This is a genomic window from Mesorhizobium sp. WSM4311, assembly GCF_002295115.1.
Lineage (GTDB): Bacteria > Pseudomonadota > Alphaproteobacteria > Rhizobiales > Rhizobiaceae > Mesorhizobium.
Genome location: NZ_NSFV01000004.1, coordinates 440,315 through 455,656, shown reverse-complemented (window position 1 = coordinate 455,656; position 15,342 = coordinate 440,315). Strand labels below are relative to the sequence as shown.

Annotated in this window: 12 protein-coding genes; 8 read left to right on the top strand and 4 right to left on the bottom strand. The window is 63.4% G+C overall.

Translation table 11 applies throughout. From position 1 onward, the window contains the following. Window positions 1–143: 143 nt before the first annotated feature. On the top strand, window positions 144–1,253 hold the full coding sequence (locus CK226_RS12950; RefSeq protein ID WP_038651600.1) for a TRAP transporter substrate-binding protein: 1,110 nt from the start codon (window positions 144–146) through the stop codon (window positions 1,251–1,253). Window positions 1,254–1,437: 184 nt separating this feature from the next. Here the strand turns inward: CK226_RS12950 and CK226_RS12945 are convergent, their stop codons facing one another. The 4 genes from CK226_RS12945 to CK226_RS12930 all read right to left on the bottom strand — a co-directional run bounded on the left by CK226_RS12945 (window position 1,438) and on the right by CK226_RS12930 (window position 6,001). After that, window positions 1,438–2,466 carry a zinc-dependent alcohol dehydrogenase family protein gene (locus CK226_RS12945; RefSeq protein WP_095792053.1) on the bottom strand — a complete coding sequence of 343 codons (1,029 nt, stop codon included), beginning with the start codon at window positions 2,464–2,466 and terminating at the stop codon, window positions 1,438–1,440. 13 nt (window positions 2,467–2,479) lie between these two features. Further along, on the bottom strand, window positions 2,480–4,330 hold the full coding sequence (locus tag CK226_RS12940) for a TRAP transporter large permease subunit (RefSeq protein ID WP_095792052.1): 1,851 nt from the start codon (window positions 4,328–4,330) through the stop codon (window positions 2,480–2,482). Beyond that, the gene (locus CK226_RS12935; protein ID WP_095771591.1) at window positions 4,327–4,911 is read right to left on the bottom strand and encodes a TRAP transporter small permease subunit; all 585 of its coding nucleotides are present in this window, start codon (window positions 4,909–4,911) and stop codon (window positions 4,327–4,329) included. Before CK226_RS12935 ends, CK226_RS12940 begins: the two co-directional genes overlap by 4 nt. Before the next feature lie 184 nt (window positions 4,912–5,095). Continuing rightward, window positions 5,096–6,001, bottom strand: coding sequence for a branched-chain amino acid ABC transporter permease (locus CK226_RS12930; protein ID WP_095771934.1), 906 nt, complete (start codon window positions 5,999–6,001; stop codon window positions 5,096–5,098). A 143-nt stretch (window positions 6,002–6,144) separates the two neighbouring features. Between CK226_RS12930 and CK226_RS12925 the strand changes: the two genes are divergently transcribed. The 7 genes from CK226_RS12925 (at window position 6,145) to CK226_RS12895 (ending at window position 15,272) form a co-directional block, all read left to right on the top strand. After that, entirely contained in the window at window positions 6,145–6,756 is a 612-nt protein-coding gene (locus CK226_RS12925; protein ID WP_095789447.1) for a CGNR zinc finger domain-containing protein, read from the top strand. Then, a complete protein-coding gene (locus CK226_RS12920) occupies window positions 6,749–7,282 on the top strand; it encodes a hypothetical protein (RefSeq protein ID WP_095789448.1) in 534 nt (177 codons plus the stop codon). Before CK226_RS12925 ends, CK226_RS12920 begins: the two co-directional genes overlap by 8 nt. Window positions 7,283–7,501: 219 nt before the next feature. Then, a complete protein-coding gene (locus CK226_RS12915) occupies window positions 7,502–10,981 on the top strand; it encodes an indolepyruvate ferredoxin oxidoreductase family protein (protein ID WP_095792051.1) in 3,480 nt (1,159 codons plus the stop codon). Between the two features lie 136 nt (window positions 10,982–11,117). Further along, on the top strand, window positions 11,118–13,433 hold the full coding sequence (locus CK226_RS12910) for an EAL domain-containing protein (RefSeq protein WP_095792050.1): 2,316 nt from the start codon (window positions 11,118–11,120) through the stop codon (window positions 13,431–13,433). 396 nt (window positions 13,434–13,829) lie between these two features. After that, window positions 13,830–14,591: a hypothetical protein gene (locus CK226_RS12905; RefSeq protein ID WP_095789451.1), complete on the top strand. Its 762-nt coding sequence runs from the start codon at window positions 13,830–13,832 to the stop codon at window positions 14,589–14,591. A 143-nt stretch (window positions 14,592–14,734) separates the two neighbouring features. Further along, window positions 14,735–14,884, top strand: coding sequence for a DUF3096 domain-containing protein (locus tag CK226_RS12900; RefSeq protein ID WP_015314280.1), 150 nt, complete (start codon window positions 14,735–14,737; stop codon window positions 14,882–14,884). Between the two features lie 163 nt (window positions 14,885–15,047). Continuing rightward, complete coding sequence (locus CK226_RS12895) at window positions 15,048–15,272, top strand: aa3-type cytochrome c oxidase subunit IV (protein WP_095771597.1); 225 nt, start codon at window positions 15,048–15,050, stop codon at window positions 15,270–15,272. The last annotated feature ends 70 nt before the right edge of the window (window positions 15,273–15,342 follow it).

Genomic DNA, 15,342 nt, shown 5'->3' with positions numbered 1-15,342 from the left:
GTTGCAGGGCTGCATGGCTCGGTTACCAAATCTGGTCGCCGTGCTGGACTAGACTTCTCGCCTGTGTATTGTTTCGGCCAACCGATACGGGAGCCCGAGGATTTCCCGGATGTCGGTCTGTTGGTCCAAAAGGGAGGAATTGCATGGATCGTCGTTCATTCATTCGCAAAGCCGGCGTGACCGGCGTCGGCGCCGCGGCGGCGGCGGCAACGCTTGCGGCCCCGGCAATCGCCCAGTCCAATCCCAAGGTGACATGGCGGCTTGCGTCGTCCTTCCCGAAGTCGCTCGACACCATCTATGGCGGCGCCGAGGTGTTCTCCAAGATGCTGTCGGAAGCCACCGACGGCAATTTCCAGATCCAGGTCTTTGCCGCCGGCGAACTCGTGCCCGGCCTGCAGGCCGCCGACGCCACCACGGCAGGCACGGTCGAAGCCTGCCACACGGTGGCATATTATTACTGGGGGAAGGACCCGACATGGGCGCTTGGCGCGGCGGTTCCCTTTTCGCTCAACGCGCGCGGCATGAATGCCTGGCACTACCATGGCGGCGGCATCGACCTGTTCAATGAGTTCCTCGCCACGCAAGGTCTCTTCGGCCTGCCGGGCGGCAACACCGGCGTGCAGATGGGTGGCTGGTTCCGCAAGGAAATCAACACGGTCGCCGACCTCTCGGGCCTCAAGATGCGCATTGGCGGCTTCGCCGGCAAGGTGGTGCAGAAGCTCGGCGTCGTGCCACAGCAGATCGCCGGCGGCGACATCTATCCGGCGCTGGAAAAAGGCACGATCGACGCCGCCGAATGGGTCGGCCCCTATGACGACGAGAAGCTCGGTTTCTACAAGGTCGCGCCCTATTACTACTATCCCGGCTGGTGGGAAGGCGGCCCGACCGTGCATTTGATGTTCAACAAGGCGAAATACGAAGAGCTTTCGCCGGCCTACAAATCGCTGCTGCGCACCGCCGCGCAGGCCGCCGATGCCGACATGCTGCAGAAATACGATTATGTGAACCCGGCGGCGGTGAAGCGGCTGGTCGCCGGCGGCGCCAAACTGCGTCCGTTCAGCCAGGAGATCATGGCCGCCTGCTTCGAAAAGGCCAACGAGGTCTATGCCGAGATGGAGGCATCCAATGCGCCGTTCAAGAAGATCTGGGAATCGATCAAGGGCTTCCGCAAGGAGCACTATCTCTGGGCGCAGGTGGCCGAATACAATTACGACACCTTCATGATGGTCCAGCAGCGCAACGGCAAGCTGTAAACTGTCCCATCGCGTTCGTTCGAGAGACCCCGGGCAGCTCGTCCGGGGTCTTTCTTTTCAGATTGGCGAGGAACTAACCTCGACCAGTATTCCGCCGGCGCCATGCAGTAGAGGTCGTCGATTTAAAGCCGCCGCGTGCCAGGCGGCGTAACGGCAAGCAGGTCCGGCGCGACTGGCCTTTGGTTCAGCCCCGACCTGGCACCACCAGCACCTTGACCTCGCCGGGCGCCGGCGGGTTGGCGATCACGGCGACCGCCTCTTCGAGCGGCACCTGCCTGGAGATCAGCCGGTCGATCTCGATCGCGCCCGAAGCGATCAATTGGGCGGCGCGGCGGTGCGTGTAGGGATTGAGGAACGAACCGACCACCTTCAATTCCCGAAACAGCAGGTCGAAAGGCTCGAATTCCGCCTTCATGCCTTGCGGCGTCACGCCGACGATGACGACGGTGCCGCCGGCCCTTGCCAGCCGCATCGACTGCTCGACGGTATCGCGCACGCCGGCGCATTCGAACACTACGTCGGCGCCTCCGGGCATCATGCCCGCGGGTCCCGCGATGGCATCGATGACGTCGCCGGCGGTAGGATCGACCGTCGCCGTCGCGCCGAGCGCTTCGGCAAGCGTGCGCCGCGAGGCCTGCCTGGTCGACAGAATGATGGTCGTGGCACCGGCCAGTTTTGCCAATTGCACGGTCAGCAGGCCGATCACGCCGCCGCCCAGCACGATCACCGAACTGCCCGGCTTGATCTCGGCAAGGTCGACGCCATGCAGGCAGCAGCCGAGCGGCTCGCAGAAGGCGCCATGCGTCGGCGGCAATTCGGCGGGCAGGATGAAAGCCTGTTTCTGCGGCAGCACGACATACTCGGCAAAGCCGCCATCGCGGTGGATGCCGATGGCATTGAGATTGCGGCAGAGATTGACCCGGCCGGCATGGCAATGCGGGCACCGTCCGCAGGCGATGTTGGGATCGCCGGTGACACGATCGCCGACGGCAAAGCCGGAGACACCGTTGCCGATCGCCTCGATGATGCCCGAAAATTCATGTCCGGGCGTCACCGGCGGCCGGCAGGGAAATTCGCCGTGGAAAAGATGCCGGTCGGTGCCGCAGACGCCGCAGGCCTCGATCCGCACCAGAAGCTCGTCCGGGCCGGCGACAGGTTTGCCGACTTCCCGCAGCGCAATGCTGCCCACCGCCTCCAGCCGCACCGCCTTCATGACGCCGTCCCCATCAATTGAAGCTCGGCGGCTGCGAAAGGTCCGGCGCCGGCGCCGCCGGCTTGGCCGGCGGTGCATCGCCGAAACTTGGCGGTTGCGACAGGTCCGGCGCCGCCGGCTTGGCCGGCTGCGCATCGCCGAAACTCGGCGGTTGCGACAGGTCCGGCGCGCCGGGCGCGGCCGGTGCGCTGCCGCCATTGGCAGGGGCCGTGCCACCAGCCGGCGGTGTACCGAGCGGCGACAGGCCGGGCACCTCCGGCACCTTGTAGTCGATCGTGCCCGGATCGATCACCGTGCCCTTGTAGCGCATCACCATTTGCGGGAAGGCGATGGTCAGTCCGATCATCACCACCTGGATCAGCACGAAGGGCACCGCGCCCCAATAGATCTGGCCGGTCGTCACCGGCGCGATCTTCTTGCCGGTAAGGCGGTCGAGATAGGGCACGCGCGCGGCGACCGAGCGCAGGTAGAACAGCGCGAAGCCGAAGGGCGGATGCATGAAGCTGGTCTGCATGTTGACGCCGAGCAGCACGCCGAACCAGATCAGGTCGATGCCGAGCTTGTCTGCCGCCGGCGCCAGCAGCGGCACGATGATGAAGGCCAGTTCGAAGAAATCCAGGAAGAAGGCCAGGAAGAAGACGAGGATGTTGACGCCGATCAGGAAGCCGACTTCGCCGCCCGGCAGCGAGATCAAAAGGTGTTCGACCCAGATGTGGCCGTTGACGCCGTAGAAGGTCAGCGAGAACACGCGCGCGCCGATCAGGATGAACAGCACGAAGGACGACAGCCGCGTCGTCGAGGTCAATGCCTGCTTGATCACGTCCAGCGACAGCCGGCCTTTTGCCGCCGCCATGATCAACGCGCCGACAGAGCCCATGGCGCCGCCCTCGGTCGGGGTGGCGATGCCGAGGAAGATGGTGCCAAGCACCAGGAAGATCAGTGCCAGCGGCGGGATCAGCACGATGATCACCTGCTGCGCCAGCCTGGACATCATGTTGAAGTTCAGGCGTTTGTCGGCAATTGCCACGATGTAGATGAAGAGCACCCCTACGGTGGCGCCGAGAATGTCGGCATTGTCGCCATGAGCTGGCGCGAGATAGCGATACGCGGCATAGGAGATGGCCACCGCCACCACCAGCGCCACCAGCAGCGACAGAACACCGTGGCCAAGCGTGCGTGCTTCGAGCGGCAGCGCCGGCACCATTTTCGGCCGGAAGATCGAAACGATGAGGACGTAAAGCGCGTAGAGGCCGGTCAGCACCATGCCCGGGATCAGTGCGCCGGCGTACATGTCGCCGACCGAGCGGCCGAGCTGGTCGGCAAGCACGATCAGCACCAGTGATGGCGGGATGATCTGGGCCAGCGTGCCGGATGCCGCGATAACACCGGCAGCCAGCCGCCGGTCGTAGCCGTAGCGCAACATGATCGGCAGCGAGATCAGACCCATGGCAATGACGGATGCCGCCACCACGCCGGTGGTCGCCGCCAGCAGCGCGCCGACGAAGATCACCGCATAGGCGAGGCCGCCGCGGATCGGACCGAACAACTGGCCGATCGTGTCGAGCAGATCCTCGGCCATGCCAGATCGTTCGAGCACGATGCCCATGAAGGTGAAGAACGGAATGGCCAGCAGCGTGTCGTTAGACATCACCCTGCTGCCGTAGAAATTATCCGGCAGTGCGTGCAGAAGCGGCCAGGCGAGATTGATCGATCCACCAGAATAGGGCGAGAGGAGCACGCCGATGAAGAAAAACATCAAGCCGTTGGCGGCCAACGAGAAGGCCACTGGGTAGCCGATCAGCAGGAAGATGATCAGCGAGGCGAACATGATCGGCGCCATGTTCTGGGCGATGAATTCCATCATGAGCGCACCTCGTCGGCCAGTGCCTTGGCTTCGAGTTCGGCTTGCTCATGTGCCGATATGAACGGATTGGGGTCGTCCATGTCGCCGCGCATGATGGCGATCTTCTTGATGATTTCGGAGATGCCCTGCAGGGCCAGCAGGAAAAAGCCGACCAGCAGGATGGCCTTGGCCGGCCAGATGATAAGCCCGCCGGAATTATTGGACATCTCGCCGCTGCGAAACGACAGCGAGACGTAGGGAACGAAATAGATGACCATCAGCGTCACGAACGGCATCAGGAAGATGAGATGGCCGAGAAGGTCGATCCAGTGCTGCACGCGGCGTGAAAACAGGCCGTAGACGACATCGATGCGGATATGGTCGTTCTGCTTCAGCGTATAGGCGGCGGCCAGCATGAAGGCGGCGCCGAACAAATACCATTGCAGCTCCAGCCAGGCATTCGACGATATGTCGAAGATCTTGCGGATGACGGCGTTGGCCGCGCTCACCAGGATCGCCAGCAGGATCAGCCAGGATACCGATTTGCCGATGAATTCGTTGGCGCGATCGATCACCCTGGATAGAGCGAGAAGCCCTGCCATGCATTCCTCCCTTTTGTCGGAGGCGTGTCGGCTCCCCTTATTCCGTCACGCCGCTTGGTCCAACGGTATGCCGCGCGTGGACTGACGGGTCAACAAGGATGGGAGCAACAAAACAGCATCAACTGAAAGCGAGGGGCGGAGACTGGCGGTCTGCCCCGGCGTCATGCAACCAAAGTCTGATGGTTCAGACGACCTTGCCGGTGTCGCGGCCGGCGCCGATCAGGATCAGCATGGCCACCAGGAACAGATACATCCACGCATCGCGCCATTCGATCGGGAAATAGCCGGCCCACAGTGATTCGGCCATGCCGAAGGCGGCGGCACCCAGAGCCGCCCGTGGCGGCGAGAGATAGCCGCCGACCGCGGTCACGAACAGGATCTTCAGGCCGTAGACGAGACCGGAACCGAAGCTGACATTGCCGTAGTAGAGGCTGGCCATGACGCCGGCCAGCGCGGCGCAGAAGCCGCCGAGCAGCACGGCGTTCCGGAACACGCCGCGAACGTCGATGCCGCACAGCGCGGCGGCGCGCGGGTCGTCGGAGACGGCCCGCCAGCGCCGGCCGAAGCTGGAGCGGGCAAAGGCGGAGGTGGCCAGTGCGACCGCCGCCAGCACCACCGCGCAGTCGAGCACCTGGATCAGCGTCAGCGTCGCCTTGAAGCCGGCGCCTTCGGCAAAGACGATGGGCTGTGCCAGCATTGGCGGCAGCCACAGATCATGCGTATCGGCGGCGATGCGGCTAGCTTCCGACAGGACGATCAGGATGCCGAGCGTCGTCACCACGATGGCGTTGGGCGTGCGGTCGGCCAACGGTTCGAAGACGCTGCGCGACAGGACATGGCTGATCAGCGCGGCATAGAGGAATGCCGCGACGACGCCGAACAGCACCGACGCCAACAGCGTCAGCCACAGCACCTGGTAGCCGAAGGCGACGCTCAGGATCATTGCCTGGCCGCTGAAGGCGAACAGCGCGCCATAGGCCAAGTTGGTGCGGTGCAGGATGCCGTTGATCAGCACGTAGCCGAAGGCGAGCAGCGCGTAGAGCGCGCCGGAATGCAGCCCGTTCAGGACCTGCTGGAAGAAATAGAGCATGCTCAACAACACCTGAAGCATCTCGCCGACAGCGGTTAGGACGACGGAATGCTCGAGACAAAGGCGACGATACCCTGCGCAGAAGAGGTTTGCATCGCCGAATCTAACTTGTCAAACGCGATTTATTGGTTAGATTTTGCGGCATGACAGTCGCCTGGACCCCGCACCGCTTCACCGGCGGCCTGCTTGCGCTCGATACGGCGAACACCGTCGTGCTGCGCGGCGATCCGGAGCGCACGTTCGACCGCTTCGATGATCCGGCCGAAATCGCCCGCTTCGCCGACGCGGCCAGCGCCTTTCGCGCCGCCGAACTCGGCGACCGGCGGCTTGCCGTGTCTTCGCCGACGGCAATCGCACCCGTCGTGCTGTCGATCCGCGAGACGACCGACCGGCTGTTTCGCGGCGCGGTGTCGAATGGCGCGGTCGCCACCGCCGACTTGCCCGATTTCCTGCGCGCCTGTGCCGAAGGCCTGGCCGGCAGCCGGACCGAGATCGGCGCACCGGGAAGGCCGTTCGGCGATCCCCGTGTGCCGATCCCCTTCGAGGCGGCGCTGGCGGTCTCGGCCCTTTCGCTGCTGCGCGACGACACGGTCGCGCGGCTCAGGATCTGCCCCAACTGCACCTGGCTGTTCGTCGACAGAAGCCGCAATTCCAGCCGGCTTTGGTGCGATATGGCTGTGTGCGGCAACCGGCAGAAGGCCAGTCGTCACTATCGTCGCCGCCGCATGGCGGCCCATGAGGTCAAGGATGCCTAGAGGATTTTCACGCGCGCTCGTTGCCGGCGCCATGTTGATTGCCGCAGCGACCCTCGGCGCCTGCCGCGACACCGGCGGCGAGGGCAAGCTGTTCGAGGTTTCCGGCAAGATATTCGTCTTCAACTACCGTCTCGCCAGGGCGACCTATGTCGTGACGCTGCGGCCCTTGCAGCCGATGGGCGAGGGCCAGGTGGCGGTTGCCAGCTTCCAGAATCCGGCCGGCGGTGCGCCCTTGGTGGTCGAGCAGAAGGTTTGGCCGAAGCTCGACAAGGTCAGCCTGGAGAGCCCGGCGTTGACATGCATCGTCAAGAACAAGCCCTATGCCATCGCCATCAGCATCAAGGGACCCGACGGCGCGGTCCTGCAGAAGATCGACACCACGCTGATGTCGACGGAAGACCAGTCGATCCTGCCCGACCGGCCGCTGGTCATCGACCAGCTCTATACGGCCAATCCCGACCTCGCCGGCCATCCCGACGGCAAGCTGCCCGGCGAGCCGAAGCCGGACTGCTCGAAAGCCGGCTGACACCTTCCGACGGCATCGATTCCGGCCGGAGTTTTCGTGCGCCGAGGCACTCTCGGCGTGCGGTTTCATGCGCGCTCCTGCGCCCGCCGGACTGTTTGTTGCGCGTTGCCTGGCCCCTGCGATTTTGTTTGACCTCACTTGCAAGGGGAGAAAGGATGCGTCATCCGACCCCGACGTTGGCTGCCTGCCCCCGCGCGGCCTTCGCAGAGGAAATGCCTGATGACGCTGCATGATGTCGCGCTCGACGACAAGTTCGACCTCGGGAAGGAGCGCATCTTCCTGTCCGGCGCGCAGGCGGTCATCCGCATGCTCCTGATGCAGCGCGAGCGCGACCGCCGCGCTGGCCTGAACACGGCCGGCTTCGTCTCCGGCTATCGCGGCTCGCCGCTCGGCGGCCTCGACATGCAGCTGTGGAAGGCGAAGAAGCAGCTCGCCGGGGCCGACATCGTCTTTCAGCCAGGCCTCAACGAGGAGCTCGCCGCCACCGCCTGTTGGGGATCGCAGCAGACGGAGCTGCTGGGCGAGGGCACCCATGATGGCGTCTTTTCCGTCTGGTACGGCAAGGGCCCGGGCGTCGATCGTTCGGGCGACGTGTTCCGTCACGCCAATCTCGCCGGCTCGTCCAAGCATGGCGGCGTACTTGCGCTCATGGGCGACGACCATATGGCCGAATCCTCGACCAACGCGCACGCCACCGAATTCCTCTTCGTCGACACCATGGTGCCGATCCTCAACCCGGCCGGTGTCCAGGAGATCATCGATTACGGGCTGTACGGCTTTGCCATGTCGCGTTTCGCCGGCACCTGGGCGGCGATCAAATGCGTCAAGGACAATATCGAATCGACGGCCTCGGTCGATGCCTCGCTCGAGCGCTTGAACATCGTCGTGCCGGAGTTCGACATGCCGCCGGGCGGCCTCAACATCCGCCACGAGATCGACATGCTGGGCCAGGAGGAGCGGCTGCACGAATACAAGCGTGCCGCGGCCTCCGCCTTCATCCATGCCAACGGGCTGAACCGCATCGTCTATTCGGGCGGCCGCAGCCCCAAGCTCGGCATCATCACGCTGGGCAAGAGCTATCTCGATGTCCGCCAGGCGCTGGAGGATATCGGCATCGACGAGGCCGCCGCAAACCGCATCGGCGTGCGGCTGTTCAAGGTCGGCTGCCCCTGGCCGCTCGACCTGCATCACATCGCCGAGTTTGCCCGCGGCCTCGACACCATCGTCGTCGTCGAGGAGAAGCGTTCGCTGATCGAGGTGCAGCTGCGCGAAAGCCTCTACGGCACCGCCTCGCAGCCGGTCATCGTCGGCAAGAAGGACGAGCGCGGCGACTGGCTGTTTCCGGCCAAGGGCGCGCTTGATCCCAACGAGATCGCCATTGCCCTTGGCGAGAGGATCGTCAAGACCATCGGCCCCTCGGAGGAGATCTCGGCGCGGGTCGGCAAGCTGCGCCAATTCCAGGCGATGCTGGCGGACGCCACCGACATCGGTTCGCGCACGCCCTTCTTCTGCTCGGGCTGTCCGCACAATTCCTCGACCAAGGTGCCGGACGGTTCGATCGCCGCCGCCGGCATCGGCTGCCATTTCATGGCGCTTTGGATGGACCGCAACACTCTGGGCTTCACCGCCATGGGCGGCGAGGGCGCGCAATGGGTTGGCCAGGCGCCGTTCTCGAAGCGCGGCCACATCTTCCAGAATCTCGGCGACGGCACCTACAATCATTCCGGCACGCTGGCGATCCGCTTCGCTTTGTCGAGCGAAGCCAACATCACCTACAAGATCCTCTACAACGATGCGGTGGCCATGACCGGCGGCCAGCCGCATGAAGGCGGCCTGACGGTGGACATGATCGCCAGGCAGGTGCGGGCAGAAGGTGTCGACCGCATCGCCATCGTCACCGACGAGCCCGACAAATATGCCGGCAAGGTCGAATTCCCGGCCGGCGCCACCATCCATCACCGCGACGACCTCGATCTGGTCCAGCGCGAGCTGCGCGACGTCAAAGGCGTGTCGATCCTGCTCTACGACCAGACCTGTGCCGCCGAAAAACGCCGGCGGCGCAAGCGCGGCACCTTTCCCGATCCCGACAAGCGCGTCTTCATCAACGAGCTGGTCTGCGAAGGCTGCGGCGATTGCGGCGTGCAGTCGAACTGCGTCTCGATCCAGCCGGTCGAGACCGAATTCGGCCGCAAGCGCAAGATCGACCAGTCGAGCTGCAACAAGGACTTCTCCTGCGTCAACGGCTTCTGCCCGTCCTTCGTCACCGTCCACGGCGCCAAGATCCGCAAGGCCGAGGGCCTTGCCGGCAAGACCGATCCGCTTGCCGGCGTGCCGACACCGGCCGAATTCCCGTTGGGCGCCGAGGGCTGGGCGGCGATCATCGACGGCGTCGGCGGCACCGGCGTCGTCACCGTCGGCGCCGTGCTCGGCATGGCGGCCCATCTCGAGGACAAGGGCTGCGGCATGATCGACATGGCCGGCCTGGCCCAGAAGGGCGGCTCGGTGTTCACCCATGTCCGCATCGCCCGCACGCCGGACGACATCCATGCCATCCGCGTCTCGGCGGGCAAGGCCGACCTCGTGCTTGGCTGCGACCTCGTCGTGTCGGGCGCCAAGAAGGTGCTGACCGCGGTGCGCGAGGGCCATACGATCTTCCTCGCCAACACCGCCGAGATCATGCCCGGCGAGTTCGCCCGCTCGGCGGATTTCTCTTTGCCGATTGAGCGCCTGAAGAAGGCGATCCGCACCGCCGCCGGCGACGACAAGGCGCATTTCTTCGACGCCACCCGCACCGCCACGGCGCTGTTCGGCAATTCGCTCGGCGCCAACATGTTCATGCTCGGTTTCGCCTTCCAGCATGGCGGCCTGCCGCTGTCGGCCGAGGCTGTCGAGAGGGCGATCGAGCTCAACGGCGAAGCGGTGGCGATGAACATCGCCGCCTTCCGCTGGGGCCGCCGCGCGGCGCACCAGCCGGATTTCGTGCGTGGCCTCGTCGCTCAGCCGGGCAAGGCGGGACAAACAGCCCCCGTCGCGCAGACGCTGGACGAGATCATTGCCCGGCGTGTCGCCTTCCTGACGGCCTACCAGAACACCGCCTATGGCAAGCGCTATGCCGACAGGCTGGCGCTGCTGCGCGCCGCCGAGGCCAGGGCCGTGCCCGGCTCGACCGCCGTGACCGAGGCGGCGGCCAGGAACCTGTTCAAGCTGATGGCGATCAAGGACGAGTACGAGGTGGCGCGGCTCTACACCGACGGCTCCTTTGCCGCCGAGCTTGGCAAGCAGTTCCAGAGCTATGAAAAACTCGAATTCCACCTCGCCCCGCCGATCATGGGCCGTCGCGGCAATGACGGCAAGCCGAGGAAGTCGAGCTTCGGCCCCTGGATGATGAAGGGTTTCCGCCTGCTGGCGGCGCTGAAGGGGCTGCGCGGCACCGCTTTCGACCTGTTCGGCTATAGTGCCGAAAGGCGCATGGAACGGCAGCTTTTGGCGCAGTATGAAGGCGATCTTGAACTCGCCGCCAGGTCGCTGGCGCCGGGCAAGGCCGAGGCGGCGGTCGCACTGGTTTCGGTTCCCGCGCTCATCCGTGGTTATGGCCATGTCCGGCAGGCCAGCGCGGAAAAGGCCGCGGGCGAGCGTCGAAGACTGGTCGAGCGACTGACCCAAACCATGCCGGTACCGGTCCTCAGTGCCGCTGAGTGATTCCTCCGCCAACGCCCGAAGCCTGCTGCGAGGTTCCTCTTGCCGCTGCGGGCGGGCCGAAGCCGTAGCTTAAGCCCTGTCTAAGCCTTTCTTAAGGCGGTTGTGGCATGACAAGGCTTAGCGTTGGGCCGATCATATGGGCAAAACAAAGACCGAAAGCATCCCCGCGGATGTCTATATCCAATTTGTGCGGTCGTTGTTCGACAACGCGCACATGTTGGTGATCGGTGGCGTGTGCTACTGGATCCTCGGATTCATGATTTATCTGCGCACGCAAAATCCGTTGTTTCTCGCCTTTTCTTTTGTTCTGCTGCCGATCAGCCTTCTGCGTTATTTCGGTATTCGCAGCTTCCTGAGGACGGGCGGCGTGATTGCCGACGTCGAACACGCACACCGATTGGAGCGCAGTTACATCCTCAAGGGCTGCTTGCAGGGCCTCGGATTGGGTGCGCTGTGCTTCGTGTCGATCTATGTGTATCCCGACCCATTCGCCGAACTGGCGGCGATGTCGCTGACCCTGGCGACCCTGGTCACGGTTGTCGCCCGTAATTACGGGTCTCCGCGCATGGTGCGGATTTTTTCGGTAACCTTCATCGGTCCGGCGGCGCTGGCGCTCCTGCTGCGTCTGGATGCCCCGTCCGTCGTCCTCGGTCTGATGATCTTCCCGATGACGTTCATTACCATCAACAGCGCCGACCATGTTCGCAACGTGCTGTTTTCCGCGGTCATCGGCCACAAGCAGGCGAAAAGCATAACGCGCAAGTTCGATCGCGCGCTCAACACCATGTCGCACGGCCTAGTCATGCTCGGCCCTGACGGGCGCGTCGCGGTCGCCAACGCCGAGGCCGCCCACCTGATGTCGCTGAAATCGGCCGACGCGCTGCTCGGGCGCTCCATTCACGGCCTTCTGATGCGCGGTGTCGCCGGCGGCATGCTGGCGCCGAAGGACTGCCGCTACGTCGAGGCGCAGCTGACGCGCGCCCTGCGCGAGGGCAGGGACCGCAAGGTGCTTGTTTCGCTCGCCAACGGCCAGCATTACGAATTCTCCGCGCGCGAAGGCAGCCAGGAACTCGGCGTGATCACCTTCGAGGATGTCACGGCGCGCGTCGAAGCGGAGGAAAAGATCCGCTTCATGGCGCGCTACGACAATCTCACCGGCCTTCCCAACCGCGCCTATTTCCACGAACTGGTCGGCGAGCTGATGGCCTCCGGGGACCGGGATCGCCTGTGCGGCCTCGCCGTGATCGACCTCGACGATTTCAAGAGTGTCAATGACACGCTCGGCCATCCGATCGGCGACGGTTTGATCTACGCGGTCGCCGAGCGTCTCGCCGCCGTTGCCGGGCAAGGCATCACCGTCAGCCGTTTCGGCGGCGACGAATTCATGGTCTTCTTCGACCGCATCGACGATGAGAGCCATCTGACCATGCAGATCGACGAGATCTTCGCGGCATTGCAGGGCGAAGTGGACGTCGCCGGGCATGGATTGCGGATCCAGGCCAGCGCCGGCGCGGTTCTGTCCAAGGTCGCGGAAACCGATGTCGATGCCATGATCGTCAAGGCAGACCTCGCGCTCTACAAGGCCAAGGAGCTTGGCAAGAACGGCTGGCGGCTGTTCGAGGCGGCAATGGACGCCGCCTTCCGCAACCGGCAGCTGATGAAGGCGGATCTCCGCAGCGCGGTGGAAACCAAGAACCTGCGGGTCGTCTACCAGCCGATCGTTGCGATGGACACCATGCGCATCGCCAGCTGCGAGGCGCTGTGCCGCTGGGACCATCCCGATCTCGGACCGATCTCACCCGGCGTCTTCATCCCGCTGGCCGAGGAGATGGGCATCATCTCCGAGATCAGCACCTTTGTGCTGCATGCAGCTTGCACCGAATGCGCCAAATGGCCTGACCAGACCAGCGTCTCGGTCAATCTCTCGGCGAGGGATTTCCGCAGCCGCGACGTCATCCAAAAGGTGCGCGATGCGTTGGCTAATTCCGGCCTCGACGCTAGCCGCCTAGAGATCGAAGTCACGGAAACCGCGCTGCTCGACGACAAATCCATGACCCGCCAGTATATCGAGGAACTGAAGCAGCTTGGCGTCCGCATCGCACTCGACGATTTCGGCACCGGCTATTCAAGCCTGAGCTATCTCCATAAGCTTCCACTCGACAAGATCAAGATCGACCGGTCGTTCGTGATGGACGTCACCCACAATCCGCGCTCGCTCGCGCTGTTGAAGGGCGTCGTCGACCTGACCCGTGTCCTGGGACTCACCGTCACCATCGAAGGCGTGGAAACATTCGAGCAGCTTAAAATCCTCATGCGTTCGGTGAGGCCGGATCTTGTCCAAGGCTTCCTGTTCGGCGCAGCGCTCAGCGCGTCGGGCATCGAGACGATGTCGAACGTCACCTGGCCGTTTGCCGCGGATTTGCGTCTCGCCGCCAAGCGCACAGTCGGCTAGCTTTCGTCGCAGGTTCTTGCCAGTTGAAGCTGATAAAGCGCGTTGCTTGGATCGTGCGACAGGTACGAGCCAGAATATTTGTTTGGTGGCGAAAAAATCCAAAGCAAAGCGCGCAGTAGTTTTGGCAGAATTTGAATAAGCGAAAGGTTTGACTGGATCGGCGCATCTGTCAAAGCGGAACGCTCCAGTGCTTTTCGCGCCCGAGTTTGCAGCGCTCTTCATAGGAATGCAGACTTGGATTCGAACGTCCAAGCTGCTCCTTCAGCAACCACTCTGCAGCCAAGGATCTCTGGCTGTTAAGGTTAACAAGTGGTAAATTAGTGGGATCCAATTTTCAGCTTGTGTCTCATTTCAACTCGAATAGCCTGTTCACAGGCGGATTACGAGGACATGAGAATGGATGTTGCGAGAAACGATGCGCGGGTTGGCGCCAGCTCCAATGCTGGGTCGGCGCTGAACCAGTCGATCATGCAGTTGCTTGAGCATGTCGACTACCGTCTCATCACCGGAGGCGAGGATCTGGAGGCGATCTATCGCCTTCGCTATCAATCCTACCTGCAGTCGGGCATGTGCGGCCCGATCGCCAGCGGGATGTTCGAGGATCGCTGGGACAATCTGCCGAATTCCTATCGGTTCGGCGTCTATTTCGATGGACACCTGGTCAGCACGTTACGGCTCCACTACATTTCCCGAGAGCACCCCTATTCGCCGTCCGTCGACGCTTATCCGGAAATATTGGCCGAGCGGCTTGCCCGCGGAGAGACGTTCATCGACGGGACTCGCTTCGCAACCGATGCCGACAACGCGCCCGCGGCCGGAGTTCTGCCTTTTCTGACGCTCAGGCTTGGCATGGTGGCCGCCTCTTACTTTGGGCTCACTGCAGTGCTTACGCCGATCAAGATCGAGCATTCCGCTTACTATGCTCGTATCTTTCATGCCGTTCAGAGGACAGAAGGCAAGGTGTTCCCGGGTGTCCTCGCGCCGATCGCTCTGTTCGAAATCCCCTGCGGCGAAAACTTGCGCCAGACGCTCGAACGGTTCCCGTTCTTTAAGTCGACAGCCGTGGAACAGCGGATGATGTTCGCCAATCCGGCCATCAACCGGTTGACGCCGCTGTCCATTGTGCCGACGGCGAAATACTACCGCGATGCTGCCTGAACGGGCGTCATCTCTGCATCTGAACCTTCCCGCGGCTTCGCCGTTATAGGTAGTGGCATCGCCATCGAGTATCGCCGCGATCCTGCCCGACGGGCATTTCGCCCCGGGCTCCTGTCGCATTGTTCGTGGAAAGGAATACGGTCATGACCATCCACTCGCTTGCGCTCACGCCGCTTATCTCGCTGATCGCCGGCGTGCTGATCCTGATCATGCCACGGCTGCTGAACTACATCGTCGCGCTCTATCTGATCGTCGTCGGCCTGCTCGGGCTTTTCCCGCACCTCGCTGGCTGAGGGCTATCGAGCTGGCCTGCCGCAAAGCCGCCCTTCGCCGAACCGGCCGGCGGTTTCAATTTTCCCTTGAGGCAGTTGTCGGCTCCAATGCGGCAATAGCGCCATTGCTCTCGGGCCGGCTTTTCGCTATGTGCCTGAAAGATGTCTTCGAAGGGGTATTCCTATGGCTGATCACTCGCCGACCGGTCCTGTCGAACTGGGCGCGAAGATGGACTATGCCGAGCACGACCGCACCTATGCGGGCTTTCTCGCTCTGGCCAAATACGGATCGCTGTTCTGCGGCGCGCTGCTCATCGCGATGGCCTTCGGCTTCTTCGCGGGCGGTTTCTTCTCGGCGACTATCCTCTTCATCCTGATCATGGCCGCCGGCGCCTTCATTCTGCGATAGACCTTCCAAAACCCCATTGCCATTGACGTCGCCGGATGATCCGGCCGACATTTTGCGCAAACAGGTTCCA

What these genes read in the sequence shown, in the direction of transcription:
- CK226_RS12905 (WP_095789451.1), top strand. Translation starts at nt 13,830, where the DNA reads ATGGATGTTGCGAGAAACGATGCGCGGGTTGGCGCCAGCTCCAATGCT.
- CK226_RS12945 (WP_095792053.1), bottom strand. Translation starts at nt 2,466, where the DNA reads ATGAAGGCGGTGCGGCTGGAGGCGGTGGGCAGCATTGCGCTGCGGGAA.
- CK226_RS12915 (WP_095792051.1), top strand. Translation starts at nt 7,502, where the DNA reads ATGACGCTGCATGATGTCGCGCTCGACGACAAGTTCGACCTCGGGAAG.
- CK226_RS12895 (WP_095771597.1), top strand. Translation starts at nt 15,048, where the DNA reads ATGGCTGATCACTCGCCGACCGGTCCTGTCGAACTGGGCGCGAAGATG.
- CK226_RS12920 (WP_095789448.1), top strand. Translation starts at nt 6,749, where the DNA reads ATGCCTAGAGGATTTTCACGCGCGCTCGTTGCCGGCGCCATGTTGATT.
- CK226_RS12925 (WP_095789447.1), top strand. Translation starts at nt 6,145, where the DNA reads ATGACAGTCGCCTGGACCCCGCACCGCTTCACCGGCGGCCTGCTTGCG.
- CK226_RS12935 (WP_095771591.1), bottom strand. Translation starts at nt 4,911, where the DNA reads ATGGCAGGGCTTCTCGCTCTATCCAGGGTGATCGATCGCGCCAACGAA.
- CK226_RS12950 (WP_038651600.1), top strand. Translation starts at nt 144, where the DNA reads ATGGATCGTCGTTCATTCATTCGCAAAGCCGGCGTGACCGGCGTCGGC.
- CK226_RS12940 (WP_095792052.1), bottom strand. Translation starts at nt 4,330, where the DNA reads ATGATGGAATTCATCGCCCAGAACATGGCGCCGATCATGTTCGCCTCG.
- CK226_RS12910 (WP_095792050.1), top strand. Translation starts at nt 11,118, where the DNA reads ATGGGCAAAACAAAGACCGAAAGCATCCCCGCGGATGTCTATATCCAA.
- CK226_RS12900 (WP_015314280.1), top strand. Translation starts at nt 14,735, where the DNA reads ATGACCATCCACTCGCTTGCGCTCACGCCGCTTATCTCGCTGATCGCC.
- CK226_RS12930 (WP_095771934.1), bottom strand. Translation starts at nt 6,001, where the DNA reads ATGCTCTATTTCTTCCAGCAGGTCCTGAACGGGCTGCATTCCGGCGCG.